A 26,041-nucleotide genomic window follows, 5' to 3' on the forward strand; every position below is an offset into this window, starting at 1 on the left:
CTCCTTCTAACACTATTTCTCTTCATGATTTGGCATACGCACAATAAATTCAGTACCTTTTCCTTCCTCACTCTCAACTTTTATTTCCCCATGATGAAGGTCGAGTACTTTCTTTACAATAGCTAAACCTAAGCCACTTCCTCCATAGGCACGATTTCGTGAAGAATCCGCTTTATAAAAACGCTCAAAAATATGTTGTTTCTGTTCTTCTGATATACCAATTCCTGAATCACGGATACGCACTTCCACTACTGTCTCATGTTCCTTTAACTGAATAGTAATCGTACCACCGCTTGGAGTAAATTTAATACTATTATGAATTAAATTAATCCACACTTGACTCATACTTTCTTGGTCAGCAATAACATATACTTTTTCTAAATCTAGTTCTAACTCAATTTCTTTTTCAGCCCAGAGTGGTTCACTATTTAACACAATTTGCTTTAATTGTTGATCTAATCGATAGCTCACTCTTTCTGGTATATATTCTTCTGATTCTAAAAGAGTTAGCTTTAGTAAATTTTGACTTAGTTTAGATAATCTCGTTGTTTCAGTTTCAATAATGGTAAGATAATGCTTTCTTTTTTCCTCAGAAAGATTATCGTCTTGTAGTGCTCTAGCAAATCCTTTTATAGAAGTTAATGGTGACTGTATTTCATGAGAAACATTTGATACAAACTCTTGTCTCATTTTCTCCATCGCATTCAGTTCATCTGTCATATCATTTATACTTTTTACGAGCACGCCAATTTCGCCATCATACTTTTCTTCATTTCGTATTTTTACGGAGAAGTCTCCTTTTGCAATTTTTTGTATCGGTTCAATAATAGTCCAAATCATCGCCTCTCGTTTTGGTCTCATTAATATTCCAATCAATGTCCAAATAAGAATAATAAAGACAAAACCGACCATATCACTAATTAGAAAGGCAACAAACGGCGATACGTTTACGTCAAAAGCATTCAATAAACTAGTTGCTACATAAAATGCGATAGACCAAATGATAGTAAGAATAGAAAAGAGCGCTAATACCGCTCCAAATACTTTCAGCATCTTCAACTTACTCATTCGTTTTCTTTTTCTCATTTACTTACCTCTAAGCGATACCCTAATCCTCTTATTGTTTTAATACTAAATTTCGATTGCTCTTCTAGAAACTTCTCACGTAACCGATTAATATGAACGTCTAGTGTACGTTCATTCCCTTCAAAATCATATCCCCATATTTCTTCAATTAATTGCTCTCTCGAACAAGTCCTTCCCGATTTAGCCCCTAAAGTAAAGAGCAGCTCAAATTCTTTTAACGGTAACGTAACCGTTTGTTCTCCAGATGTAACTTCGAATGTTTTACGATTTAATAATACATTTCCAACTTGAATCGATTGCGAAACTGTAATTTGGTAACGTTTTAATAATGCCTTTACTCTCACTACTAGTTCTATAGGATCAAATGGTTTTACAAGATAATCATCTGTCCCAAGGTGAAATCCTTTTACTTTTTGTGATGTTTCTCCTTTGGCAGTTAGTATCAGAATCGGGATATCATAGTATTTTCTTAATTCAAAACATACATCAAATCCATCCATATTTGGCATCATGATATCAAGAATAACCATATCGACTTTTACGTCATCCATTTTCTGAAGTGCATCTACTCCATCAATTGCCTCATATGTTTGAAAACCTTCTCGTTCTAAAAATACAGAAACGAGTTCTCTAATGTGTGGATCGTCATCTACTATTAAAATTTTAGGTATCAAAGGAACCATTTCCTTTCTACTTAGCATCTAATATATTTTTTAAAAATGAATCATCAGTGGAGTAAAATCCCACTGATGATTCATTTTATAATGCACCCTCTTTAATTTTCAATTGCTGCGTTGCAAACTCACGATACATGTCATGCGTCTGTAATAATTCATCATGTGTACCACTTCCTGTAAGGTTGCCTTTTTCAATAAAGATAATTTTATCTGCATCTACAACAGTAGAAAGTCTATGTGCAATCACTAATGTTGTTCGGCCTTTCATTAAGTTATTTAACGCTTTTTGAACGACAGACTCAGATTTGCTATCTAAGCTTGAAGTTGCCTCATCTAACATAAGAATTTGCGGATTTCGCAGTAACGCTCGAGCAATGGCAATTCGCTGTCTTTGTCCTCCAGAAAGTTTCACACCGCGTTCTCCAACTTCTGTTGCATAACCGTTTGGTAAGTCATGAATAAATGCATCAACATATGCCATTGCAGCTACTTTTTCAATTTCTTCATCCGTTACTTCGCCCTCAACGCCGTAACAAATATTATCACGAATTGTTCCATCAATTAACGGACTATCTTGTGATACGTAACCGATTTGACGTCGCCATGACTGTAATGAATAACTCGTAATTGATTCTTTTCCTAATTTAATGGCACCACTAGTTGGCTCATAAAAACGTTCCAGTAATGAGAATAACGTTGTTTTCCCACTACCACTTGGTCCTACAATCGCTGTCACTTTTCCAGATTCAATTGTGAAATCAATATTTTTCAAAACTTGCTCTTCTTCGTTATACTCAAAATGTACATTTTCAAGAACGATCGGTTGCTTAGCATTTGTCACTTTCACACCAGTTTCATGATCTTCTACTTCATATTCTAAAATCGTACTAATTCTTTCCGTTGCACCAATTGCCTTTTGGAATTGTGTAAAGAACATAGATAATTGACTCATTGGCATTACAATTTGAACTAAATACAAAATAAACGCTACAAGTTCACCGGTTGTTAATGCACCGCTAGAAACTCGCATCCCGCCATACCCTACGATAATAACAAGTAGTGCCATTAAAACAAACGACATAACTGGCGAAATTAATGCTTGCACTTTTCCTTCTTTCAAACCAAATTTTAATAACTTTTGTATACCTGTATTACCCGTTTCATATTCTCTCTTTTCTGTATTTGAAGATTTCACTAAACGAATTTCTGATAACACTTGCGTTAACACACTTGTAAAAGATGCAGTTTCATCTTGAAGCGCTTTTGAAATCTTATACATTTTTCGTCCAAGTGGAACTAAAATTAGCACAGACAACGGAATAACCGTTAAAAGTAACGCAGTCATTTTCCAATCTAAAACAAATAATACAATTAACGATCCAACAATTGAAATACCACCTGTTAATAAGTTTGACAAATGCTCAGAAATTAACGTTTTCACAACACCTGTACCATTCGTCATACGGCTAATCGTATCACCTGTTCTATTTTGATCGTAATAAGATACCGGCAAGATAAGTACCTTTTTCCACAAACGTTCTCTTAGTCCCGCTACAATCTTCTGCCCAATATAATTTAGTAAATATATAGACAACCCTGCCGCAATAGTTTGCATTACAAAGAAAGCAACTAACCCAACAATTTGTCCTGCACTAATTGAAGAAAGCGAAAAATTATCTACTAATCCTTTTGTCAGCATAGGAATAAATAAACTCGCTCCTGTAGAAAGCAAACTCATTAACAACGCAAAAACTAAAATTCCTTTCGGAGGATTTGTATCTTGAATAAGGCGTAAAAACTGCCTCCAACTCCCTTTTTTCTTTATTTCATTTCTAACTTCCATTCCTGTTCATCTCCTCATGTTAAACAAAACTGTTCTTTCTAAAATTAGAATACGATACAAATGTAAACTGAATGTAAACACACTTTTTCTATTTTTACAAAATATACATAAAAACTCATCTTTACAACAGATATAAACATCTGATATTATTACCTGGTACTTAATATTATTCTATGTAAATTATAGATAAATAATTTAAAACACGATATAAATCTCCAGTTAGTGAAAGGAGTATCCTTTTTGCAAACAAATATACATTCTGAAAAGGAAACAATTATTTTTATTCATGGATTAGTTGGCAATCGTCGCGCCTTCAAAAAAGAGCAAAAACGATTTTCTGCCTCCTACAACATTATAACTTATGACTTATTAGGTCACGGTGATGATAAAGGAGAAGCAATCGACTTTTCATTACAGCGCCTCGTAGATCAATTATTAAACTTATATGAACAAGAAGGTATTAAAAAAGCACATATTTGTGCGCTAAGTTACGGCTGTTACATCTCTACAATTTTTGCACAATTGCATCCAGAAAAAGTATTAAGTATTTGTCATATTGGAGGACATTACAATAACCCTTCTCGTTTATATAATGTATTTCAAAATTTTTGGGAGAAGCGAGGAGATGAATACTCTAAATGGCTCTCTCAATACGCAAATACTATTTTTCCAAGTGGTATACTAAAAGCAAATCCGTTCGCAGTCATTTCAAGAAATATTTACTACCGTTTCGGATTACAATTACATTCATCCATAATTGCCCAGTCATTACGACATAGGTTAGAATTCGATTTAAAATCTAAATTAAAATCACTTCCTCACCCTATACTATGGGTAATGGGAGAGCATGATCATCTCTATAAATCTTGTCTATTTGATTTGAAATCTATTTTGCCTAACGTTCTATATAGGGAAATACCTTTAGCAGGACATGCAGCGAACTTATTTCGTCCTAACTATTTCCATGACTTATATGATCGATTTTTAAATGGAAAGTTAAAATAAAAACTATTAAACTTCCAATTTATTCAACTATAAAAAGGCTTCCCAAGTTTCCTTGGAAAGCCTTTTCTCTATACGAAAAGTATATAAAACTACTTTTTCTTAGTATGCTTTTGTGTAACCTAATAGGTGCTTGCTCCAGTAAGAGTTACTTACAGAACTAATACGTACACCAGTTGCATCTGTTTCTGCACTAATGAACTGACCGTTTCCTAAGTAAACACCCATGTGAGAAGGACCTGATTTATAAGTATTTTGGAAGTATACTAAATCACCTGGTTGTGGATTGCTAGTTTTTGTTTTAGAGCTCCAGTATCCAGCAACTGTTTGACGAGCGCCTTTATGACCAGTTTGATTTAATACGTAGTGAATGAATCCACTGCAGTCAAAACCAGCAGGTGTTGTACCAGCAGTTCTGTATGGTGAACCATTTAAAGATCTAGCGAATCCAGCGATTGAAGATGTATCTCCACCTGTTGTTGGTTTTTGTACGTCTTTACCTGGTTGTTGAACGTTATTTGTAACATTATTGTTATTTGTAACGTTGTTTACTCCGCCTTTTACAAACTTAACGAAGTCTGCACTTACGTAACCTGTGCGGCCGTTATGGTTAATTTTGTACCAACCATTTTCAGCACCAGTAACGTTTAATACTTTACCATTTGTTACTCCACCGATTACAGCGTTGTATGTAGCTGGGCCTGTACGTACTTTTAAAGCACCAGTGTTAACAACATAAGAACCACCAGTTTGAACTGTTGTAGTATTGTTGTTTGTAGTTGGTTGTTTTGTTTCGTTAGATACAGCAGAACCACCTTTTGTTACGAAGTCTTTGCTTACGTATCCAGTTCCACCATTGAAGTTGATTTTAAACCAATCTTGTACTTCACCTACAACTTGTACTGTTTTACCTTTGTTTACAGAACCTAATACTGTATGAGATGTACTTGGGCCTGTACGTACGTTAAGTGAAGAAACGTTTACTGTGTAAGTACCTGTTCCTTGTTGAACAGTCGTTCCTGTTTTGCCACCAGTCGTTACGAAGTCACCACTTACATAACCTGTTTGACCATTTACGTTTACTTTGAACCAACCATTTTCTTGTCCAACTACTTGTAGCACTTGGCCTGATTTTACTTTAGAAATAACGTTATGTCCTGTACCAGCACCTGAACGAACATTTAATACATCAGCAGTTACTGTGTATTTTAATTCAGAAGTTGTTTCTACAGTTTTTGTTTCAGTTACAGTCGTTTGAGTTTGAGTTTGTCCATTAATTTCTTTTAGCGCTTCATTTGAAACTTGTGCATGAGCAGAATCCATTCCTGGAACTGCAACGCCAGCTACAGAAGCTGCTGCTAAACCTGCAATTACTTTTTTCATAAGTTGTCTTTACTTCCTTTCCCTACTATCCTCTTAAAAAAACTTAAAACTTTAATACTTTACAATATTATCAAAGTAAAATATTCATTCAGTTCCATTTTTTAGCAAGAGTTTTATTTTTCACACGTAGTTCATTTTAAATGAACAAAGTGAAATCCGTGTGAACTTCATGTGAACTTTATCATTAAACATAGTGTTTTTGCAATGGTTTTTTCAAATTTCTTATATATCACATAAAAATTCGACATTCTATTTAATATTTTAATATAAAATATCCCTTTTCTATCTATTATAAAAAATTCTATTAACCTAATACAAACTCAAGTATGTATTTCCTTATAAAGCTCCTTATATAAAGTATACTTTCATCATGACAAAAATCACTCTATTTATCAATAGTATAATATTTTTAGAAAACTAAATTTCTATACTATCTACAATTTTGAAATAATTTGACGAATTGTAAGATTTATTTCACAAAAGCCATTTCTCCTTTAAAGAAAACACACACTATACCAACTGTTCTCTTTTTCCGATAATGGAATTTATAGGGTGTTTATAGTATTATATACATATCTTAATAAAAAAGAATTTTAGCGAACTGATTAAAGTTTCATTTTATAAAATGAAACTTTAATCGGTAAGGGTTTTATACATCCTCCGCTAATTTTTAACCCTCACCACTCGGGCTGCCCGTTAATGCGGATTTTTATTGGAATAAAAAGAGGAGGCATATTTGTGAGAAATATAATAGATGATCCAATACAAAAAAATATAGAGCTATACTATGCTTTTATTCAATTCGTTTCAATGATAACATTACAAAAAGTATCAGCTATTGAAACACGTAAAAATGAATTAAAAAATCAGATGAAAAATGCCGGACAAAAAAACCCTTATTACGTATAAAAAAAGGTGAACAGGTTATATTCCTGTTCACCTTTTTAAATTATTTATAAATTTTCACACGGTCCTCTAGCGGTTGGAATTCTTTTTCACCAGCATGTACTACCGGTTTACCAAATGGCATTTGCGCAATAAGTTTCCAATTCTCTGGAACATCCCACTCTTTTCTCACTTTTTCATCAATCAGCGGATTGTAATGCTGTAACGTAGCACCAAACCCTTCAATTTCTAAAGCTGTCCAAATTGCAAATTGTAACATTCCTGATGATTGCTGAGACCAAGTTGGGAAATTATCTTTATATAATGCAAAGTTTGCTTGAAGGCTTTCCACTACTTCACTGTCTTCAAAATATAAAACCGTTCCATAACCACTTTTAAATGCATTCATTTTTTCTTCAGTAGGTGCAAAGTTATTTTCAGGTACAATTTTTCGTAACGTTTCTTTCGTAATATCCCATAATTTATCATGTTGTTCTCCTAATAAAACAACAACGCGAGCACTTTGAGAATTAAAAGCTGAAGGTGTATGTTTTACAGCATGATAAATCACTTCTTGAATTTTCTCATCAGAAACTACTTGCTCTTTACTAATTGCATAAATAGATCTTCTGTCTTCAATTGCTGAGTAAAAATCTTTTGCCATCATAATTCCCTCCAATTTTCAATTGAGGCTATTTCATATGTATATATCATATTACGCCCCTCAAACTTATTATTAATAAGCTTATAACTTTATAATATCACAGCAACAAATAAACTCAAATGATAACACTTGTATTTAGAAGCTTTTTCCTTTTTAAAATAAAAATAAAAAGACTGTTTGTTGTTATCTAAAATTAGTAACAACAAACAGTCTTACTTATGTAGCGATCTAGATTCGTATTTTACTTACTTAATTAACTAATCCAAATGCATACGACATTAACTTATTTGTCTCTGTAAAACGTTTTGTTTTACTTGATGTCCCCATGACCACTGTAATAATTCGATTATCACCTTGCTTTGCAGTCCCCGTAAAACAGTATCCTGCACTATCTGTAAATCCAGTCTTTAGTCCGTCCATTCCTTCTATATATAAACTTTTATTATTTTTATTTAACATGTCGTTTGTGCTTATAACATTAATATTATTAAATGCTAGCTGACTTTGACGTAAGTGAGTCACTTCTAATATTTCCGGATAATCTTTTATAAGATGATACGCCAATTGTGCTACATCACCAGCCGTCATTTTTGTTTCACTTCCATCTGGCTCTTGTAATCCAGACGCATTTGCAAATTTAGCATGTTCCGACATTTTTAACTGTTTCGCTTTTGCATCCATAAGCTGAACGAAATCTTTCTCCGATTTTGCCATATGTTCTGCTAAAGCCACAGCTGAATTATTAGCTGACTCAATCATTAATGCATGATATAAATCTTTAACAGTTAATGTATCATTAACTTGTACTGGGATTCTCGCTCCCTCTGTTTGTGCCGCCTTCGCACTCATTTTTACTGGATCTTCCCAGCGAACTTTCCCGTTATGTATACTCTCTAGTAAGAGATACGCTGTCATCATCTTAGACATACTAGCCGGTGCAAAAGCTTCATTTTCATTATATTGATAAATAATATCTCCATCACTCGCATCGATAATCATAGCTGCTTTTGCGTTAATTTCTGGTGGGATGTACTTTGGCGGGACTACTTTTTCAGTAAATCCTGCTTTAGGTAGTTCTGCCACTTGCAAAGGTTGTCCCTCTACATTCGCTATGCTCTTTTGATTTCCTTGGAATAAGAACCAACATATCCCTAAAATAATGACTAATAGGACTGTCATCCTTCCCCATTTTAACCGATTCATTTCAAAACTCCTTTAGCAAACCTTTTATACACTCACATTTAACCTTATCAACAATTCCTTTATACAGTCAAGGTAAAAGGTATATTTATTCATAGTACAGCAATCATTATTTTAATTTATTTATGTTAAACTTACAATATTGAAACGTAAGAATATTTAATAATAAAATCTCGTAAATAAAGCGAAACTTTAATCAGCCCCACCAATCAGGCTACCCGTCAAATAGCGAGATAAACTATTTAATAGAAGGGATTCATACAAATGCTACTTCCAAAATCATTAAAATACGGAGACACAGTTGGGATTTACTCCCCTTCTTCACCAGTAACCTACACTTCACCAAAGAGATTTGAAAGAGCAAAATCTTACTTACAACAGAAAGGGTTTCATATATTAGAAGGTTCATTAACAGGTCGATATGATTTTTATCGTTCTGGTAGTATACAAGAGCGTGCTGAGGAGCTAAATGTCTTAATAAGAAATCCTAATATTTCTTGTATTATGTCAACAATTGGTGGGATGAATTCAAATTCAATATTACCTTATATTGATTATGATGCTTTTCTAAAGAACCCTAAAATAATGATTGGGTATTCAGATGCAACTGCTTTATTACTAGCAATTTACACCAAAACAGGAATCCCTACATTTTATGGACCAGCTCTCGTCCCTTCCTTTGGCGAATTTGAACCTTTTGTTGATTGCACATACAAATATTTCGCTGAAACTTTACTACATGATCATTCTCTTCCTTATCATATAAAACAACCATTATTTTGGTCAGATGAATTTATTAATTGGGAAGAAAAGACAAAGGAGAAAGAACTTCGACCAAACGATTGGATTTCAGTAATTGATGGAAAAGCTACTGGGCGTATTATTGGCGGGAATTTAAACACGATACAAGGAATTTGGGGTAGCCCCTATATGCCACATATTCAAGAAGGCGACATTCTCTTCATTGAGGACAGTTCAAAAGATGCAGCTACTATTGAAAGAAGCTTTTCATTACTTAAAATTAACGGTGTATTCGATAAAATTTCAGGTATCATTCTTGGAAAACATGAGCAATTTGATGATTGTGGTACAAATCGAAAACCTTTTGAAATACTACTAGAAGTACTTCAAAATCAAAGAATTCCTTTTCTAGCTGACTTCGATTGTTGTCATACACATCCAATGATTACCATGCCTATCGGTGTTCAAGTAGAGTTGGATGCAACAAATAAAACGATACATATTGTAGAACCTTGGAAAAAATGAATGCATAGCTTCTATTGTTTTACAATAAAAGCCATGATACTATATAATTTGGAATGTGAAAGATTAAACAAAATATGTTCCAATATCTAACACTAGAAAAATTAGGTATAAATATATATTTATATGCAAAAGAGAGTGAATAAATGAAACCAACTATTAAAAATTACGTATTTTTACATGTAGCTTTTTTGATATATTCTATCATTATGGTTTACATGAAATGGGCAGCTAAATTCCCCATTGCTTCCATCTCATTTTTTGTTGCTTATTTCGGATTAGTTATACTTTTATTCGGATATGCAATTTTATGGCAACAAGTAATTAAACATTTCGAAATTTCAAAAGCATATTCACATCGCGGGATTATTATACTGTGGTCAATGCTTTGGTCAGTATTTCTATTTGGAGATACGATTCAGTGGAATCATTTACTTGGTGCAGCTATTATTATCGTCGGAATTGTGGTGGTGACAAAAGATGAATAGTTATATGTTATTATTTATTTTCGGGATAATTTTAGCTAATTACTCACAAATATTATTAAAAAAAGCTACTTTGCAACAATACGATTCTAGAATAAAAGAATATGTGAATCCTTATGTTATTATCGGCTACTCTTTATTTGTAATTAACGCCGGATTAAATGTTATCGCCATGAAGGGCATGGCATTAAAACAAGCATCAGCATTAGAATCCTTAAGTTATATCATCATATTAATTTTTGGTTGGTATTTCCTAGGAGAAAAAATAACGAAACGTAAACTCATCGGCAACATGATTATTATCGTTGGTGTAATCGTTTATTGTATCCAATAGTAAAAAGCTCCGTTTATCACAAACGGAGCTTTTTACTATTGACCTAAATTTTGCACTTTATCTTTCAAATCTCGAACTTGATCTACCGTCTGCATAAGTTCAGAGTTTTTAAATTGCTCTACATCCACTTTCCCTTCTTCTATCTTTGTCATCGCCGTATCAATTAACGTATTTAACTTTTCGTTATATCCGACGATTTGTTGATGAAGATCCTTTGCTACATCAGGTGGCGTTAATTCATTGAATGCGGGTATATCTTGTTTAATTTCACTAAGCTTCGTTTCTAATTCTTTTCGAGCCTCGCTATCATTAACGGCCTTTTCTGCTAATGCTGGTGCATCATTTGCAAATGCACTTATTTCATTTACATAGTCTGTCGCCTTTTGAGCATAATCTATGGAGTTCTTTCCTTCTTCCACTATTGAACATCCCATTAAACCAATTGAAACTATAAATACTAATAAAATTGATTTTATTTTCATTTTAGACTCCCTTCGTCTTTATCATTGTCTGTAATTTTCTCTATACATAACTTCTAGCTAAATTGTTTATAACCTTTTTCAAATAGCTATTTATCCTCTTACATGCCCTATTATCGTTACAACATCTATTTCTATATGTACGCTTATAATATCTTCAATTATATCCATATAGCCTTGTCCTATAGCTGTTCCATAGTGTAATGTAAGCCCCTTCTTTTCATACACTGACTTTGGCACTGAAAAAATAAATCTCCTCAAGTTTCTTTCATCAGCTGGTTCCATAATTAAAACAATCCCATCTTCATCAAACATATACGCTCGCCCTCCAACTTTACATTCACTATGGCTCAGTATTGCCTTGGTCAGCAAAATTTAAAACACAATAAGTTAAGATACTCTCTGCTCTATCATAAAGTGAAAGTTTAATCAGTGAGGATTTTGTTCATCCCCCACTGGCTATCAGCCCGATCCCCACCTAACTTCTTTACTTCCGCTGAATTTTGAGGTAGGGTCTTACTGCCCGGCAAATAGCGAGATAAAAATAAAAAACATTCATTCTTTTTTGTTAAGAATGAATGCTTTTTAAAAAATCAATTTCTAACTCTAGCATCTTTTTTTGACGAGGTTTTACTTTTCTTACGGGAACTCCAGCGTAAATATACCAATCATCTAAACTCTCTTTTACCATACTCATCGCACCGACTGCCGTACCTTCTCCTACCGTTACATTTGGAAAAATAATAGAATTAGCACCAATAATCACATGTTTTTTTAAAATAACTTTTTCTGCTTTCACATTCCTATATTGATTCGGGACGGTTGGCCCCATTAATGTATTTCCACTGAAATCATCAAGTACTGCATATACGATTGTTTTAGCTGAGATGTTTGCAAAATCATGCATTTCAATCCCAACTTCCCCTCCATATAACGCTGTATACGCTGATATGTGCGAATAACTTCCAATTGTGATTTTACCACTTAAAATGCAAAAATCATCAATTCTTACATGATTGCCAACTGATATAGCACTCGGATTATATATACTTGCTTTTTTACTAACCAATACATTTTTCCCAACAGATAAAAATCCAATTTGCTTTAGTTCTTCTTGACTATAAAAACTATTCATCTACCGACACCACCTTCTGCTCTAAACAGATTACAATTTGCTCTACTAGTTCTTTCGTCATTCCTTCCCATAAAGGTAAACTTACGATTCGTTTTGCTATTTTATTCGTCTTTGTTAAATCTGTAGACTTATAGTTTTTAAAAAGAACTTGTTGGTGGCAAGATGGTGAAAAGTATAATCTAGCTTCTATTTTCTGTTTTTTCAGTTCTTCTATTACTTGTATATTGCGAACTTCTTCTGGACAAATGATAGGCATAAATTGGTGAATAACCGCTTCTGTCTTTTGGACTTTCCACCCTTTTTTCATTAACCCAGTATTTTGTAACAACTGTTTATACCATTCAGAAATACGGCTGCGTTCTTTTAATTTTTGATCCCACTTTTTTATAGTCGCTATCCCAATAGCTGCTGCGTATTCAGACATTTTACAATTAAACCCCATCATCGTACATTCACGATTTTTATCAAATCCGAAATTCCCCATTCTTTTAATACGTTGTATATCTTCTTCGTTTTTACTATATATGAGCCCTCCTTCACCAATTCCGAACGGCTTTGTTGCATGAAAGCTATATACAATCATTCCACTAAAATCTTGACCGTAATGCATCCCTCCATTCATTAATCCAAATCCCGGCGCCGCATCTACGACAACCGGAATCCCCTTCTTCTCTAGTTCTTCATATTCTTCTAAGTTCATCCATGATCCAAAAGTGGCGTACGGGATAACAATCGCAACCTCTTCTTTTAATTCTTCTATTTTATCCAAAAGTACGGTTTTATCCATATACCAATCATCTATTGAAATATCAATAAAGTACGGTTCCAATCCACACCAAATAGCGGCTAAGGCAGTCGCAGGGAATGTAAAGCTAGGCATGAGAGCATACTTTCCCTTTCTTCTTTTCTTTAGTTGAATAGCCGCCATTAACCCTAACGTTGCGTTTGCTACTGTTGTAACAGCTCCCCTGTTTTGAAAAAATGACGACATAATTGTTTCCTCAAAACGTTGATTTATAGGTCCATAATTCGTATATATGTGAGATGTATCAATTTCCTTCAATTCGTCCAAATACTCACTTACAGGTACAGTTGAAGCACGTAAAAAAGGAATATTCTCCATATCTATCTATTCCTTCCTATCATTTTCGGACAATATAGAGCATATCTGTTTCAGATAATCCAAACTTCCTAGCACTTTTCATTCCTTGTTTTTCCGCTATGTTATATAATTCTACCTTAAATCCTGCATTCATTAATCGTTGAATAAATCCCGATTGATTGTAAATTCTCACATGATCTTCTTGACCAAAAGCTAATTTCCTCAATTGTGGTGTTACAATTAATTCATTCTCTATAATAAAATCTACATTCATTACGATCGGTACTTGAATAATTCCCCATCCATTTGGCTTTAACACTCTATATAACTCTCGCATTGCTTTGTCATCATCAGGAACGTGTTCTAACACATGGCTACATAATATTACATCAAAAGTATTACTATCATATGTAATCCTTGTAACATCAATTTCCTTCATTAATGGATCCTTTGGTTCTAAGTCACCACATACATACGTAATATTTTTATACTCGTTAAACCAATCTCTTAACTTCGCTTCAGGTGCAATATGAAGCATTGTATAGTTTCTATTTAACAAGTCCGTTTCCGTTTCAATGTACGCATGATACAATCTTTCACGATCCATCGAATTGCAAACTGGACATATCCCTGTATCTTTATTCCACATCTCAAATTTATATTTCGGAAAATCATAATGCGCTGGCCAAGGTGAAAATTTTTCAAATTGTTGATTGCAATATTGACAATAACAAGATTCTTTCTCAAACATATGAGCAACTAACTTGTTTAACCCTTTTTTTATCTTTTCATTATAAATTTGATCTAGTTCGCCATTTCTTACTGCATCCTTAACTATAAATCCCGCATTTTCTAAACAATAAGATAAACTCTCTTTATACTCACTTTCGGAGCTTAAAAATCCACTATTATATGCATCTATAATTAATTCAATCCACTCTTCAATTGTCATTAAAATAAAATGCATTTGTTTTTGATTTTGTCCACTATGTTGTCTAAAATAACTAAGAGGTTCTTGCATATAAACTACTTTTCCTTTCCTCATCATATCTAGCCAAGTTGCAATGTCATTAATAGCAGAATAAGCCTTTCCTTTAAAATATCCAAACTTCCCGTCAAACAAATCCCGATTAAACAAAACAGTTGTCGGCTCACCAACTACATTTTTTAAGTTTTTTAACATATAATTTCCTAATTCTTTTCCTTCAAAAAGTGTAGTTTCTTTCGCGATTTTCATATTTAATGTTGAAGGTGGTAATATCTCTCCATTCTCATCAATCAGTTCACGATATGACGTCACAAATGAAATATTTTCTAACGTCAAAAAGTATTTCATCATTCTCTCGATCTTTTCATGATGAAATAAATCATCATCTAATAAAAAGTTTATATAGTCCCCATTCGCAAGTTCTACACACTTATTAAAGTTTTCGGCAACTAACGGCGTTTCATTTTTAACATATGTAATACACTCATATTCACGTAAGTACGGTTGAATCATAGCATTGACTTCATTATTTGTACTATCGTCAGAAATAATAATTTCAATATTTTCATATGTTTGATTCAAAGCGCTGTTGAGTGCTAATTCCAAGTAATAAGGTCTATTGTATGCAGGAATAAGTATACTTACTTTCGGTAATGAAGAATTATTATTTATATGTTGTTTTTTCTTTTCTATGTTTATTTTCTTCGCTCTAATTTTTTGGTAATAGTCTAATGTATATAATATTGATGATGGAACTATCCTTCTTGCATAATCTAGAAAATTAGTTATCGCTTTGTCTAACTCTTTTTCGGTGGATAAGAAACCATATTGTTCTCCTGCTATAATACTGTGTGAAAAATCTTCTAACCCATCCATCATTTTATTAGATTCATTTAACTGTTGATCTGGATGTAATCGAAAGTAACTCAGTGTCTCTGCTATATATACTGCTTTTCCTTTACTTAATAAAGATAACCATGAAGCTATATCTACGTTACATAAATACCGCCTCTTATCAAAAATCCCATATGGTTCTTGTAAATCATTTTTACGAAATAAAACTGTTGTCGGTTCTCCAATATAATTTTTTTGATCCACAATTACCTTATTTCCTAATTCTGTTCCCTCTATAATGGTATCCTCTTCAAATAAACGGACAGTCGAATAAATATGTCGCAGTTCTTTCCCTTTATCATCAATGACTTGACGATGAGATGTTACAAGCTTAATTTCATTATCTAAATCATTGAAAAAATACTTCATCATTTTTTCAATTTTATTCACATGAAATACATCATCATCCATTAAAAAATTTATATACTCACCGTTCGCTTCATTAAATAACATTAACGCATTTTCAAATTGTCCGAGAGTTGACCTATTTTTTATATAAATAATATTTGAATGATCACATAAGTATTTTTGTAACAATTTTTCTGTTTCATCATTCGTGCTGTCATCTCCAACTATAATTTCTATATTAGGGTACGTTTGTTCTAACACACTACATAACGCCTTTTCAAAGTAACTAGGACGATTATACGTAGGAATTAATACACTTACCAACGGAAGTTGCTCTACCATTTCTTCAGTTCTTTCAATACGAGTTCTCATTTTAACTCTCTCACCTCTTCGCATATTATTTATATACGCGACACAAAAATCACATTACTTTAACTGTATGGAGCCTATATACTTTTATGCAAACATGAAACAAAATATCATACTTTTCGTTCCTGAATAAACATATTTAATAATGCGGACATTTTATTTGCACCTTTTTTATTCATATGATCACTATCATAAAAATCATCGTCACAAAATAATGGCGAATCAAATAGATCTATAATTTGAAAAGAATATTGAGTTTGAAAATCATTTATAACTTTATAAAAATCTTCTTTTAATTTCTTACTACTACAATTGAAATAATGTGAAGTAACAGGGAACACAACAATTAATGGCTTTATATCGTTTTTTAACAGTAATTCTAAATATTTCTTAAAAATCATTTTATTTTCAACTAAAGTATGAGGATACGCCAATTTAGCATGTGAAGCTGCTCTTATTTTCCCGTGTTCTTCAAAAGGAATATGAAGAGAAGTAGTATTCCATTCAGCATTTATCCAAGGCAGCGTCAATGATTCATCTTTTAGTTCGTCTAATAAAATATATTCAAAATGCAAATTAAAAATAGAAAGAAGTGGTTTCGGAGTATTTAGATGTGAGAATCCATCAGTGGGTAGAGGAGAATGAACTACAGTATGATGACCATCTTGAAACAATGGATAATATACTTTGTGAATTCTATATGATTCAGATGATAACGACATATCAAAGTAAAACGAGAAATAGGCTATTCCTATTAAACAATATTGAAATGAATGATTGTTTGATAAAAGTTGTGATGCTATTAAATAATCATAGTATAGATCTTGCGATGGAAGTGTTAATTTTATTGACTTTTTTGAGAGAAGCTCCGTACTTATGCCACAATGTGGATAAGACAAACCGGTAGCAAACAATTCATACGTCGGATCACTCTTTGCTTTTTTCATAGAAATGTATAAAGACATAAGATCCGGATTTATTTGATAGATAGAAATTAATTTATTCTTCCATTCATACATGTATTTTGTTAAATTAATAATTTTTGAACTTTGCACGCCCCTATTTATCAAGTCATTTGTAAGTTTTTCTGCGTCCCCTCTCCAAATGACTATATATTGAAAAGAACTTTCTATACGAACAACATCTGAAACGTCTACAACATGAACTATTGTTTTACATTTATTTTTGTCTAACGTATTTCGAATCCTCTCCCCTGATAACTCATCACTTAAAACAATGATTTTATATTGCTCCTTCATGTACATCCCCTCCATTATATGTATAATATGAAATTCATTTTTAATTCGTAACAATCATATACACCTGCAATCTAACAAAAAAATAGCTCCACCATTAGGCGTAGCTATTTTTACAATTATTGCTTATTCAAATCATATTCCTTTATCTAACTCATAAAGTTTACGATACTTTTCATTTTCTTTCAGAAGTTGTTTATGACTACCTTGCATGACAATTTGGCCACGATCAAGGAATATAACTTCGTCTACATGTTCTATTCCTACAAGATGGTGCGTAATCCAAATAACCGTCTTTTCTTCCGTTGCAGAAAACATTGTTTCGATTAAAGACAATTCTGTTTTTGGATCTAAACCGATAGTCGGTTCATCAAGTACAATAATTGGTGTTTCTTGCATAAGAGTTCTAGCAAAAGCAACCCTTTGTCTTTCCCCACCAGAAAACCGCTTTCCCATTTCATGCATTTTTGTTTGTAATCCGTCTGGAAGAGAAGTAACATGTGAAGCTAATTGTGCTTTCTCTAAAGCTTTCCATATCTCTTCATCCGTCGCCTCCGGTTTGCCAATTCGTACATTATTTCCAATTGTCGTATCAAACAAATGCGGCTTTTGATTTAATACAGAAATATATTTAGATAAAAGATTCGTATGAGCTCGTTCACCATTCAATACAACTTGGCCATTTACTGGGCTTAACGCCCCTGTTAATAATTTTAGTAAAGTAGATTTCCCTGTCCCACTTCTCCCTAAAATAGCAATTTTCTTCCCTGCTTTTATTTGTAATGATACATCTTTTAATACAATCTCATTACTATCTGGATAACTATACGATACGTGATTCAGTTCAATATCTACATGTTTTGGTTCAATATAATCTTTCTCTCCATGCAAATCCGTTTCATCATGTAAAACACTATCACTTTCTACGTCATTAAGACGATGGGTAGATTCTACGTACGACGGTATTCGATCGATGGCATCTGCAATAGGAATAAGCGCATTTGTTACAGATAAAGTCATTAATACGAAAGCTGCGATAACTGTAGGAGCAATTTGTTCACTTGCCGCTTCATTCCCAGTCCATATGATCATCGAAATAACTACAATACCTACTACTAATTGAATGATACTGTCCCGAATATGATACCAGCGTTTCACTCTCTTTTCGATTTTTAACAACTGATCATTTTGTTTTACATACTCATTAATAAATTCATCTTTACGACCACTTGCTTGCCAATCAGATAATCCAAAAACAGCATCTGTCAGTTGTTGATACAAACGGTTTCTTCCTTGCTTTAAAGTAACATGATGTTTCTTCATCAAAAGTAATGATACAAACGGAAGAAGAAAAACGATAATAGCTAGCATACAACCTACAATAAGTGCAAAAACAAAATCAAATGCACCGATAACAAGTACGAAGATACTATAAACAACTAGCGCTAATATGCTAGGAAATATTGTACGTAAATATAGGTTTTGCAAATGCTCTATATCTTCGGATAACACTCCTAACATATCACCCGTTTGAAATCGAGAACGGAAAAATAACGCCTGTGGTTCTACTATTCTATATAGCCTCGTTCTCATTTTTTCTAATATACGTAGTACGACATCATGTCCGACTAGGCGCTCTATATAATGAAATACAGCTTGCCCTATACTAAACGCTCTTGTTGCAACAATAGGAACATATACAGCCATTACATTTTCTGGTCTAAGGGCAGATTTTGAGATCAAATAACCTGAAATAAAAAGTAACATCGCTCCTGAACTAACTCCAAGAAGGCCAAGGAAAATAGTTAAAGTCATTCTACCTTTATTTTGTTTTATATAAGGTTTAACCCAGTTACTCATTTCTCTCCCCTCTCTTCCCTATGAAAATGTAATGTCTCATTCTCTAAAAGTTCTTCATACGTCCCACTTTCTTTCATTTCCCCTTTATTTAGAATAAGAATATGGTCCATTTGTTTCATCCAATGTAGACGGTGAGTTGCTAAAAATACTAACTTTCCATTAAATAGACGTAACATCGCTTGCTTTATTTCAAATTCGGTTTCAATATCAAGATGTGCCGTAGGCTCATCTAATAAAATGATTGGTTTTTTACTTAAAAGCGCACGCGCCATAGCAACACGCTGTTCTTGTCCGCCACTTAGCATACGTCCACCTTCTCCAATTCTTTCGTGTATCCCATTTGGAAGTGATGTAACGAGTGAACGAAGGCCGACTTCATTAATAACTCTTTCAACTTCTTCATCTGTTGCATTTGTTTCATAAAAACGAATGTTATCCTTTAATGAAAGCGGAAAAATATAAGGTTGCTGCGGAATATAAGCAATATTTTTTTGCCAATCTTCACGAGTAGATCCATCAACTTCTAGACCATTTACTAACATCTTTCCACTCGAAGGAGATAAAAAACCTGCTAATACGTCGATTAACGTCGATTTCCCTGCACCACTTTCACCAATAACACCAATAGCACCGTTACCTTCCCAAGTAAAATTAATTCCTTCTAATATACCCTTTTCAGATTCAGTATTATTAACTTTGATATCTTGTAATTTCAAGCTACTAGAGGCATTCCATACTATATCTTCATTTAAATCTTTCTTTTGTATTCCTTTTTGTTGTTGCAAAATCTCTTCTATTTGCTCCATCGCAATTTGTCCATCTAATGTCGCATGATAATTTGCTCCCACTTGTTTAATCGGCAGAAAATATTCCGGAGCTAAAATCAAAATTGTAAGGGCTGGTAATAGTATAATCGTTCCATCTATTAAACGTATCCCTAATCCAACTGCCACAAACGCAATTGATAAACTCGTAAAGAAATCTAATGCAAAAGAAGAAAGAAAAGCAACTCGCAAAGTACGCATCGTTGCTTTTCTATATCTTTTACTTACTTTTTCAATCTTTCCTTCGTGCTGTTCACTTTTCCCTAAATACTTTAATGTTTCTAAACCTTTTAACGTATCTACAAAATGATTCGAAAGTACACGATATATCTCATACTGACTATCTGCCATTTTTTGCGCTGCTAATCCGAGAAGAATCATAAATATGATCACGATAGGAATCGTTACAACTAAAATGATTCCAGACTCAATATCTAGCGTAAAAACATATAGTACAATTAGACCTGGAACGATACTACTTCTAATCATTTTAGGAATCGTTAATTCAATATATGTTTTAAATTTCTCAATCCCCTCAATTGATAAGGTAACCAGATGACCAGTTCCAACAGTTTGAACATACCTTGGACCTAATGTGAAATATGCCTCTATCAATTGTTTTCTTAGTAACGACCCTGTTTTTTCAGCAAAACGTTCCACTAATATTTGTGATGTTCGAACTACTATGTTACGCGCTGCAAACGCGATACCAAAATAAACAACTTCACTTAATATTGTTTGTACTGTCTCTCCATGAAATAAAAACGTAATAGCTCGTGCTAAAAAGATTGTTTGCGCAATAATACTAAAAGCTTCTAAAATACTAATAATCGTTAACGCTACATATAAAATACGGCTACCGGGATAAGACGGAAGTCCTCTTTTTCTTTTCATTAGTACTCCAAATCGTTGTCTGACTTAACAGGTTGTCTAAATACATAATAACTCCATATTTGACTTCCGATAACGAAAGGCAAAATAGCAATCGCAAAGTAAGTCATAAGTTTTAATGCATAAGCTCCTGATGCTGCGTTGTAAATTGTCAAATCATTCATTGCTCCTAAAGAGCTAATCATAACACGTGGGAACATACCGATAAATACACTCGCACTTAGTAAAATGATCGTTAAACTCGTCATAAAGAAAGCCCAACCATCTCTTCTTCTTTTATTTAATAAAGTGGACACTAATAGTGCTACAAAAGCTCCGATTGGTACCATAATCCATTCTGTTCCATGAGCAGTGAAAATGTCGGTTTTCCATAACCCCACACCAGCAAAAACAAGAAGTGTAAGTAATGAAAATGGTGCAATTTTTATTGCAGCAATTCGTGCACGTTCTCTCAATTTACCAGTTGTACGTATCGTAAGAAATTGTAATCCGTGAACAATACATAGTAGGAGAAACATTACTCCTCCAAGTAACGCAAATGGATGAAGTAATTGCAAGAATCCACCTACAACATTTTTACTCTCATCAATAGGTACACCTACCATAAAGTTTGCAATCGCAACTCCCCAAAGGATAGGAGGTAACATACTTCCAATAAACATCCCCCAATCCCACGCACTCTTCCATTTATGATTATCTATTTTCGCACGAAATTTAAAGGAAACACCTCTTAAAATTAAAGCAAGAAGCATAAATACAAATGGAATATAAAAACCACTAAATAAAGTTGCATACCAGTGCGGAAATGCCGCAAACATGGCTCCACCAGCACAAACAAGCCATACTTCATTCGCGTGCCAGAACGGTCCTATTGTATTTAAGTAAACTCGTTTTTCAAAATCATTCTTTCCTAAAAACCTCGAAACCATTCCTACACCAAAATCGAAACCTTCCAGTACGAAGAATCCAACAAATAAGATTGCAATAACTAAAAACCATAACTCATTAAGAGATAACATACTCTTCCTCCTTATCAAATGGATCATGGCTTTGATAATCCTTTTTCGTTTTCTTATTCTTGTGGCCCTTAATGGTACGAACAAATAAGTACACACAAATTCCACCCATAATTAAATACATTGATGTGAATGAAATAAGTGAGAATAATACTTCACCGAATGTTACATTTGGTGATACAGCATCTTCTGTTTTCATTACACCAAATACAACCCAAGGTTGACGACCCATTTCAGTCATAATCCACCCTACTGTATTACCGATGAATGGAAGAGAAATTGCATACACCATTAATTTTAAATACCACGTTTTTTCAGCTAAACGATCTTTTCTTGATAAGAACCATCCGTAAGCTCCTAGAAGAAGCATGAATGTTCCACTCATTACCATCGCTCTAAAACTCCAAAACATTGTATGCACTGGAGGAATATAATCCCCAGGTCCATATTTTTCTTCATATTGTTTTTGAATTTGATTCATTCCTTCAACTTGACCGCTAAACTTATCATACGATAATAGACTTAGCATATAAGGGATTTGAATTTCAAACGAATTTTCTTTCTTCTCTGTATCAATTTTCGAAAATACTGTAAATGGCGCTGGATCCTCACTTGTATTCCATAGCGCTTCAGCTGCCGCCATCTTCATTGGATGTGTCTTAATTAATTGTTGCGCTTGTGCATGACCGAAGAATAATACAAGCGCCGTTGTAATTGTTCCAACAATGATAGAAATTCGGAAAGATTTTTTAAATACTACAGTTTCTTGTCCTTTTGTAATTTTCCATGCACTTACACCAGCAATAAAGAATGCACCTGTTGCAATTGCCGCTGTAATTGTATGCGGGAATTGTACCCATAGTTGTGGGTTTTGAATAATGGCTAAGAAATCATTCATTTGCGCACGACCATCAGCTGCCATTTCATACCCGACAGGTGACTGCATAAATGCACTTGCAGTTAAAATCCAGAATGCTGATAACATCGTTCCAATTGAAAGGAGCCAAATACACATTAAGTGAATTCGCTTCGGTAATTTGTCCTCACCGAATACCCATAAACCTAGGAATGTAGACTCAATGAAAAATGCCAGTAATCCTTCAATTGCAAGCGAGGGACCAAATACATCACCTACAAAACGTGAATACGTTGACCAGTTCATACCAAACTGAAATTCTTGTAAAATACCTGTTACTACACCTACTGCAAAGTTAATAAGGAATAATTGCGTCCAAAACTTTGCCATCTTCTTATATACCTCTTGCCCTTTTACCACATACAACGTTTGCATGATCGCAATAATAAAAGCTAAACCAATTGACAGCGGAACAAAAAAGTAATGGAAAATCGTTGTTGATGCGAACTGTATTCGTGCCAATTCGAGCGTTTCCATACTAAAATCACTTCCTTCATAGTTTTTATAATAAAAGTTAATTGAGCAATCTTATCAAACTCAATTATTAAGAAATACGAAAAGACAAAAACATTTTGTATGTATTGTCGAAAAATATGAAGTTTCAGTTTTTCAAACTATTGTAATGCTATTTTTTACCTTTTCACTATTTCTGTAGTGTTTTATTCGTTAATCGAATTGTATAATATACCTGCATAGTAAATTCAGGTTATTTTTGACGTATTATTGACATCATTTTGTCTGAAATATGTCTTTTGTCATTTTTTTGAATCAGATTTTTCTCATTAGCAAAATGTGTTTTTTCAATATACTTCTTACTTTTATATCTATAAAACAATCGTTTTTTCTTCATACGCTTGACTTTTACTCGGAAAAATGTCCTCGAAAGCACCCACGATAAATGCTTATTTTTTGTCAAGAGAAAAATGTATTTTCAAAATTCAAACTCGAAATAATGTTATTCAAAAATAGAAAACAACTTCCCTCTTCCTCGACTAAAAGTTCATTTTTTTGTCATTTTTCCAGAACAAATAAAAAAACTGAGAGTCGATTAAACTCTCAGTTTTTTTATTTATTTTGCTGTATGTTTTCTAACGGCTGGTAAAATTTCAGTAGCAATTAATTCAATATTTTTCTCAATTTTATCAAATGGTACACCGCCAAAATCAATTTGTGCCATAAAGCGTTGTTGGCCAAACAATTCATATTGGTAAAGCATTTTCTCAATGATTTGTTGTGGACTACCAACCATTAAAGCATCACGGTAATCTATTGCATTTGTAAATTGCTGTTTCGGATACCCATCACCGCGCAGTGTAAGCATACCAGCATTAATGTGAGGGTAATATTCACTAAGTGCATCTTGTGAATTTTTTGCCGTATAAAATAAACTCGTTGTCGCAACTGGTAAACTAGCTGGATCAAATCCGCTTTGCTGAGCAGCCTCGCGGTAAGCATCTACTGACACTTTAAAGTTAATTGCTGGACCACCAAGTGTTGTTATCATCATTGGCACACCTGCACGTCCTGCTTTAATTGCACTAGCTGGTGGACCTCCGACTGCACGCCAAATTGGTAAGTTATTATTTTTCGCTCTTGGAATAACCGATGCATGTGCGAGCGGTGCTCTGAACTGTCCATTCCATGTTACATGTTCCTCGTTATTAATTTTTAATAAAAGATCCATCTTCTCTTCAAATAATTCTTCATAATCATTCACGTCATAACCAAGTAAACTATATCCTCCAATACGAGATCCACGACCAGCCACAATTTCTGCACGTCCATTAGAAATCAAGTCAATGGTAGCGAAATCCTCATATACTCTAACTGGATCAGATGTACTTAATATCGTTGCGGAACTTGCAATTTTTATATTTTTCGTAGCTTGCGCGACCGCACCTAAAATAACTGTATGAGCTTGCGTTGTAAAATGTGTTTGGTGACTTTCGCCGACAGCAAACACATCAAGTCCTGCCTCATCTGCTAACTTAGCTGTTTCAATTAGTTCGTGAATTCTTTTCTCTGGCGTAATTTTGTCCCCATTATGTGGATTTAAAACATGATCACCAATTGAATATAATCCAAACTCAATTCCTTTTCTTGTATCTATACGGTATTTTTCCATAGTTACTCTCCCCTTTAATAAAGTAGTATTAGTTTTTTTCTAAAAACGTTGGTAAGTCAAGTTTATCTCCGTATTACCTACACCATCACTTGATTAGTCAATTGATGGTGTAAAAAAAATTACTCTTGCGGTAATTCTTTTTTTTCACTATGCTTATGAACTTTCGTCATCAGCTCATATAATATTTTCTGCTCTTCTTCATTTAATACATCATCAAAAAACGAAGATTGAAATGCAAGTTGCTCTGGCAATGCTCTCTCTAAAGCCGCTTCTCCTTGCTCTGTAAGACTAATTGTTTTCGTTTTCCAATCTTGTTTTCGTACAATATATCCTTCTTTTTCAAGACGAGTTAACATTCGAGAAATGCCACCTTGTGTAACAGTTACCTTTTCAGCTAACTCCATTTGTGTTAGTGGTTGATACGTACGTATTTGCAAAAGCACATCAAATTGAGCTGTCGTTAAATCAAAACGTTTTAAAAACTCATTTGACATTTGATTACTTTGGTTCGTAAATCGTATTAAACGTAACCATATTAATGATCCTATCGTATTATCACGCATGTTTGATCACTTCCTATCGTGAATCTTACTATCACTTTACCACTCAAGTGATAGTAATGCAAGAGAAAATCACATTTTTTATATAACTCAACTTACTTTTACTTAACTAAAGGCATCACTCGTGTAGTATTAGGTCTACTTGCCATTCTCTACATCTTCATAAAAAAAGGATTAAGCTCCAACGCCAATCCTTATCATGCATTTATTTTTTGTTTTCAAAACAGTATGTTTGAAATTCACACCATCTAATCTATTATTTTCTTTTATCGTAGCGTAAATTCATTTGAGCATACCGTCTTCATGTAAAACCTGTATAAGTTTGCATAAAAAACCCTTGTTTACTGAAGTGAACCCCGAAAACGGGACACCAATCAAAACACCTAAACCACTTGTTCCCTAAATTCTTTAGGGGATAGGTGGTTTAATTTTTCTTGAATTCGCACACAATTGTAG

Annotated in this window: 24 protein-coding genes; 5 read left to right on the forward strand and 19 right to left on the reverse strand. The window is 33.6% G+C overall.

What is annotated here, in order from left to right; all coding sequences use genetic code 11:
• Window positions 1-12: 12 nt before the first annotated feature.
• The 3 genes from hitS to ACTFSL_RS23340 form a co-directional block, all read right to left on the reverse strand.
• Window positions 13-1,086, reverse strand: coding sequence for an envelope stress sensor histidine kinase HitS (gene hitS / locus ACTFSL_RS23330; RefSeq protein ID WP_119683197.1), 1,074 nt, complete (start codon window positions 1,084-1,086; stop codon window positions 13-15).
• Window positions 1,083-1,760 (reverse strand): envelope stress response regulator transcription factor HitR, encoded by a 678-nt coding sequence (gene hitR / locus ACTFSL_RS23335; RefSeq protein ID WP_119683196.1) that lies wholly within the window; start codon window positions 1,758-1,760, stop codon window positions 1,083-1,085. The genes hitS and hitR overlap by 4 nt, the downstream gene beginning before the upstream one ends.
• 85 nt (window positions 1,761-1,845) lie before the next feature.
• Window positions 1,846-3,606, reverse strand: coding sequence for an ABC transporter ATP-binding protein (locus ACTFSL_RS23340; RefSeq protein ID WP_088338895.1), 1,761 nt, complete (start codon window positions 3,604-3,606; stop codon window positions 1,846-1,848).
• Window positions 3,607-3,846: 240 nt separating this feature from the next.
• On the opposite strand from ACTFSL_RS23340, the gene ACTFSL_RS23345 reads away from it, so the two are divergent.
• Window positions 3,847-4,611, forward strand: coding sequence for an alpha/beta fold hydrolase (locus ACTFSL_RS23345; RefSeq protein WP_440042474.1), 765 nt, complete (start codon window positions 3,847-3,849; stop codon window positions 4,609-4,611).
• A gap of 99 nt (window positions 4,612-4,710) precedes the next feature.
• On the opposite strand, the gene entFM is transcribed toward ACTFSL_RS23345, so the two are convergent.
• Window positions 4,711-5,991, reverse strand: a complete 1,281-nt coding sequence (gene entFM, locus ACTFSL_RS23350) for an enterotoxin EntFM (RefSeq protein WP_000755521.1) — start codon at window positions 5,989-5,991, stop codon at window positions 4,711-4,713.
• 738 nt (window positions 5,992-6,729) lie between these two features.
• On the opposite strand from entFM, the gene ACTFSL_RS23355 reads away from it, so the two are divergent.
• A complete protein-coding gene (locus tag ACTFSL_RS23355) occupies window positions 6,730-6,900 on the forward strand; it encodes a hypothetical protein (protein ID WP_001244279.1) in 171 nt (56 codons plus the stop codon).
• Between the two features lie 40 nt (window positions 6,901-6,940).
• Here the strand turns inward: ACTFSL_RS23355 and ACTFSL_RS23360 are convergent, their stop codons facing one another.
• Both ACTFSL_RS23360 and ACTFSL_RS23365 read right to left on the reverse strand, forming a co-directional pair.
• Entirely contained in the window at window positions 6,941-7,543 is a 603-nt protein-coding gene (locus tag ACTFSL_RS23360) for a nitroreductase family protein (RefSeq protein WP_440042477.1), read from the reverse strand.
• Between the two features lie 246 nt (window positions 7,544-7,789).
• A complete protein-coding gene (locus ACTFSL_RS23365) occupies window positions 7,790-8,743 on the reverse strand; it encodes a D-alanyl-D-alanine carboxypeptidase family protein (protein ID WP_001080871.1) in 954 nt (317 codons plus the stop codon).
• 261 nt (window positions 8,744-9,004) lie between these two features.
• Here ACTFSL_RS23365 and ACTFSL_RS23370 point away from each other — a divergent pair, with 261 nt between their 5' ends.
• From ACTFSL_RS23370 to ACTFSL_RS23380, 3 genes are all read left to right on the forward strand, one after another.
• Window positions 9,005-10,006: a S66 family peptidase gene (locus ACTFSL_RS23370; RefSeq protein ID WP_000926333.1), complete on the forward strand. Its 1,002-nt coding sequence runs from the start codon at window positions 9,005-9,007 to the stop codon at window positions 10,004-10,006.
• Between the two features lie 143 nt (window positions 10,007-10,149).
• Window positions 10,150-10,491 carry an EamA family transporter gene (locus tag ACTFSL_RS23375; protein ID WP_000805125.1) on the forward strand — a complete coding sequence of 114 codons (342 nt, stop codon included), beginning with the start codon at window positions 10,150-10,152 and terminating at the stop codon, window positions 10,489-10,491.
• On the forward strand, window positions 10,484-10,822 hold the full coding sequence (locus ACTFSL_RS23380) for an EamA family transporter (protein WP_001089868.1): 339 nt from the start codon (window positions 10,484-10,486) through the stop codon (window positions 10,820-10,822). The genes ACTFSL_RS23375 and ACTFSL_RS23380 overlap by 8 nt, the downstream gene beginning before the upstream one ends.
• A gap of 35 nt (window positions 10,823-10,857) precedes the next feature.
• Here ACTFSL_RS23380 and ACTFSL_RS23385 read toward each other — a convergent pair whose 3' ends face one another.
• From ACTFSL_RS23385 to ACTFSL_RS23445, 13 genes are all read right to left on the reverse strand, one after another.
• Window positions 10,858-11,304 (reverse strand): DUF6376 family protein, encoded by a 447-nt coding sequence (locus ACTFSL_RS23385; protein ID WP_000695203.1) that lies wholly within the window; start codon window positions 11,302-11,304, stop codon window positions 10,858-10,860.
• 90 nt (window positions 11,305-11,394) lie between these two features.
• Window positions 11,395-11,616 carry a hypothetical protein gene (locus ACTFSL_RS23390; RefSeq protein WP_000459099.1) on the reverse strand — a complete coding sequence of 74 codons (222 nt, stop codon included), beginning with the start codon at window positions 11,614-11,616 and terminating at the stop codon, window positions 11,395-11,397.
• Between the two features lie 253 nt (window positions 11,617-11,869).
• Window positions 11,870-12,436, reverse strand: a complete 567-nt coding sequence (locus tag ACTFSL_RS23395; protein ID WP_001084195.1) for an acyltransferase — start codon at window positions 12,434-12,436, stop codon at window positions 11,870-11,872.
• Window positions 12,429-13,559 carry a DegT/DnrJ/EryC1/StrS aminotransferase family protein gene (locus ACTFSL_RS23400; RefSeq protein WP_000427964.1) on the reverse strand — a complete coding sequence of 377 codons (1,131 nt, stop codon included), beginning with the start codon at window positions 13,557-13,559 and terminating at the stop codon, window positions 12,429-12,431. Before ACTFSL_RS23400 ends, ACTFSL_RS23395 begins: the two co-directional genes overlap by 8 nt.
• Before the next feature lie 19 nt (window positions 13,560-13,578).
• Window positions 13,579-16,140, reverse strand: a complete 2,562-nt coding sequence (locus ACTFSL_RS23405; protein WP_440042481.1) for a glycosyltransferase — start codon at window positions 16,138-16,140, stop codon at window positions 13,579-13,581.
• Between the two features lie 107 nt (window positions 16,141-16,247).
• Complete coding sequence (locus tag ACTFSL_RS23410) at window positions 16,248-17,396, reverse strand: hypothetical protein (RefSeq protein ID WP_119683192.1); 1,149 nt, start codon at window positions 17,394-17,396, stop codon at window positions 16,248-16,250.
• Between the two features lie 132 nt (window positions 17,397-17,528).
• Window positions 17,529-19,253, reverse strand: a complete 1,725-nt coding sequence (cydC, locus tag ACTFSL_RS23415) for a thiol reductant ABC exporter subunit CydC (RefSeq protein ID WP_088338237.1) — start codon at window positions 19,251-19,253, stop codon at window positions 17,529-17,531.
• Window positions 19,250-20,971, reverse strand: a complete 1,722-nt coding sequence (gene cydD, locus ACTFSL_RS23420) for a thiol reductant ABC exporter subunit CydD (protein WP_088338236.1) — start codon at window positions 20,969-20,971, stop codon at window positions 19,250-19,252. Before cydD ends, cydC begins: the two co-directional genes overlap by 4 nt.
• A complete protein-coding gene (gene cydB / locus ACTFSL_RS23425; protein ID WP_000950085.1) occupies window positions 20,971-21,987 on the reverse strand; it encodes a cytochrome d ubiquinol oxidase subunit II in 1,017 nt (338 codons plus the stop codon). Before cydB ends, cydD begins: the two co-directional genes overlap by 1 nt.
• Window positions 21,974-23,377, reverse strand: coding sequence for a cytochrome ubiquinol oxidase subunit I (cydA, locus tag ACTFSL_RS23430; RefSeq protein ID WP_000448869.1), 1,404 nt, complete (start codon window positions 23,375-23,377; stop codon window positions 21,974-21,976). Before cydA ends, cydB begins: the two co-directional genes overlap by 14 nt.
• A 592-nt stretch (window positions 23,378-23,969) precedes the next feature.
• Window positions 23,970-25,025: an LLM class flavin-dependent oxidoreductase gene (locus ACTFSL_RS23435; protein WP_000417543.1), complete on the reverse strand. Its 1,056-nt coding sequence runs from the start codon at window positions 25,023-25,025 to the stop codon at window positions 23,970-23,972.
• A 119-nt stretch (window positions 25,026-25,144) separates the two neighbouring features.
• A complete protein-coding gene (locus tag ACTFSL_RS23440) occupies window positions 25,145-25,588 on the reverse strand; it encodes a MarR family winged helix-turn-helix transcriptional regulator (RefSeq protein ID WP_001205523.1) in 444 nt (147 codons plus the stop codon).
• Window positions 25,589-25,968: 380 nt separating this feature from the next.
• Window positions 25,969-26,041 (reverse strand): IS3 family transposase (locus ACTFSL_RS23445; RefSeq protein WP_326245104.1); only part of this gene is annotated, 73 nt, incomplete at its 5' end.

This window comes from Bacillus cereus group sp. MYBK108-1, from assembly GCF_051917185.1.
In the GTDB taxonomy this organism is placed as follows: Bacteria; Bacillota; Bacilli; order Bacillales; family Bacillaceae_G; genus Bacillus_A; species Bacillus_A cereus.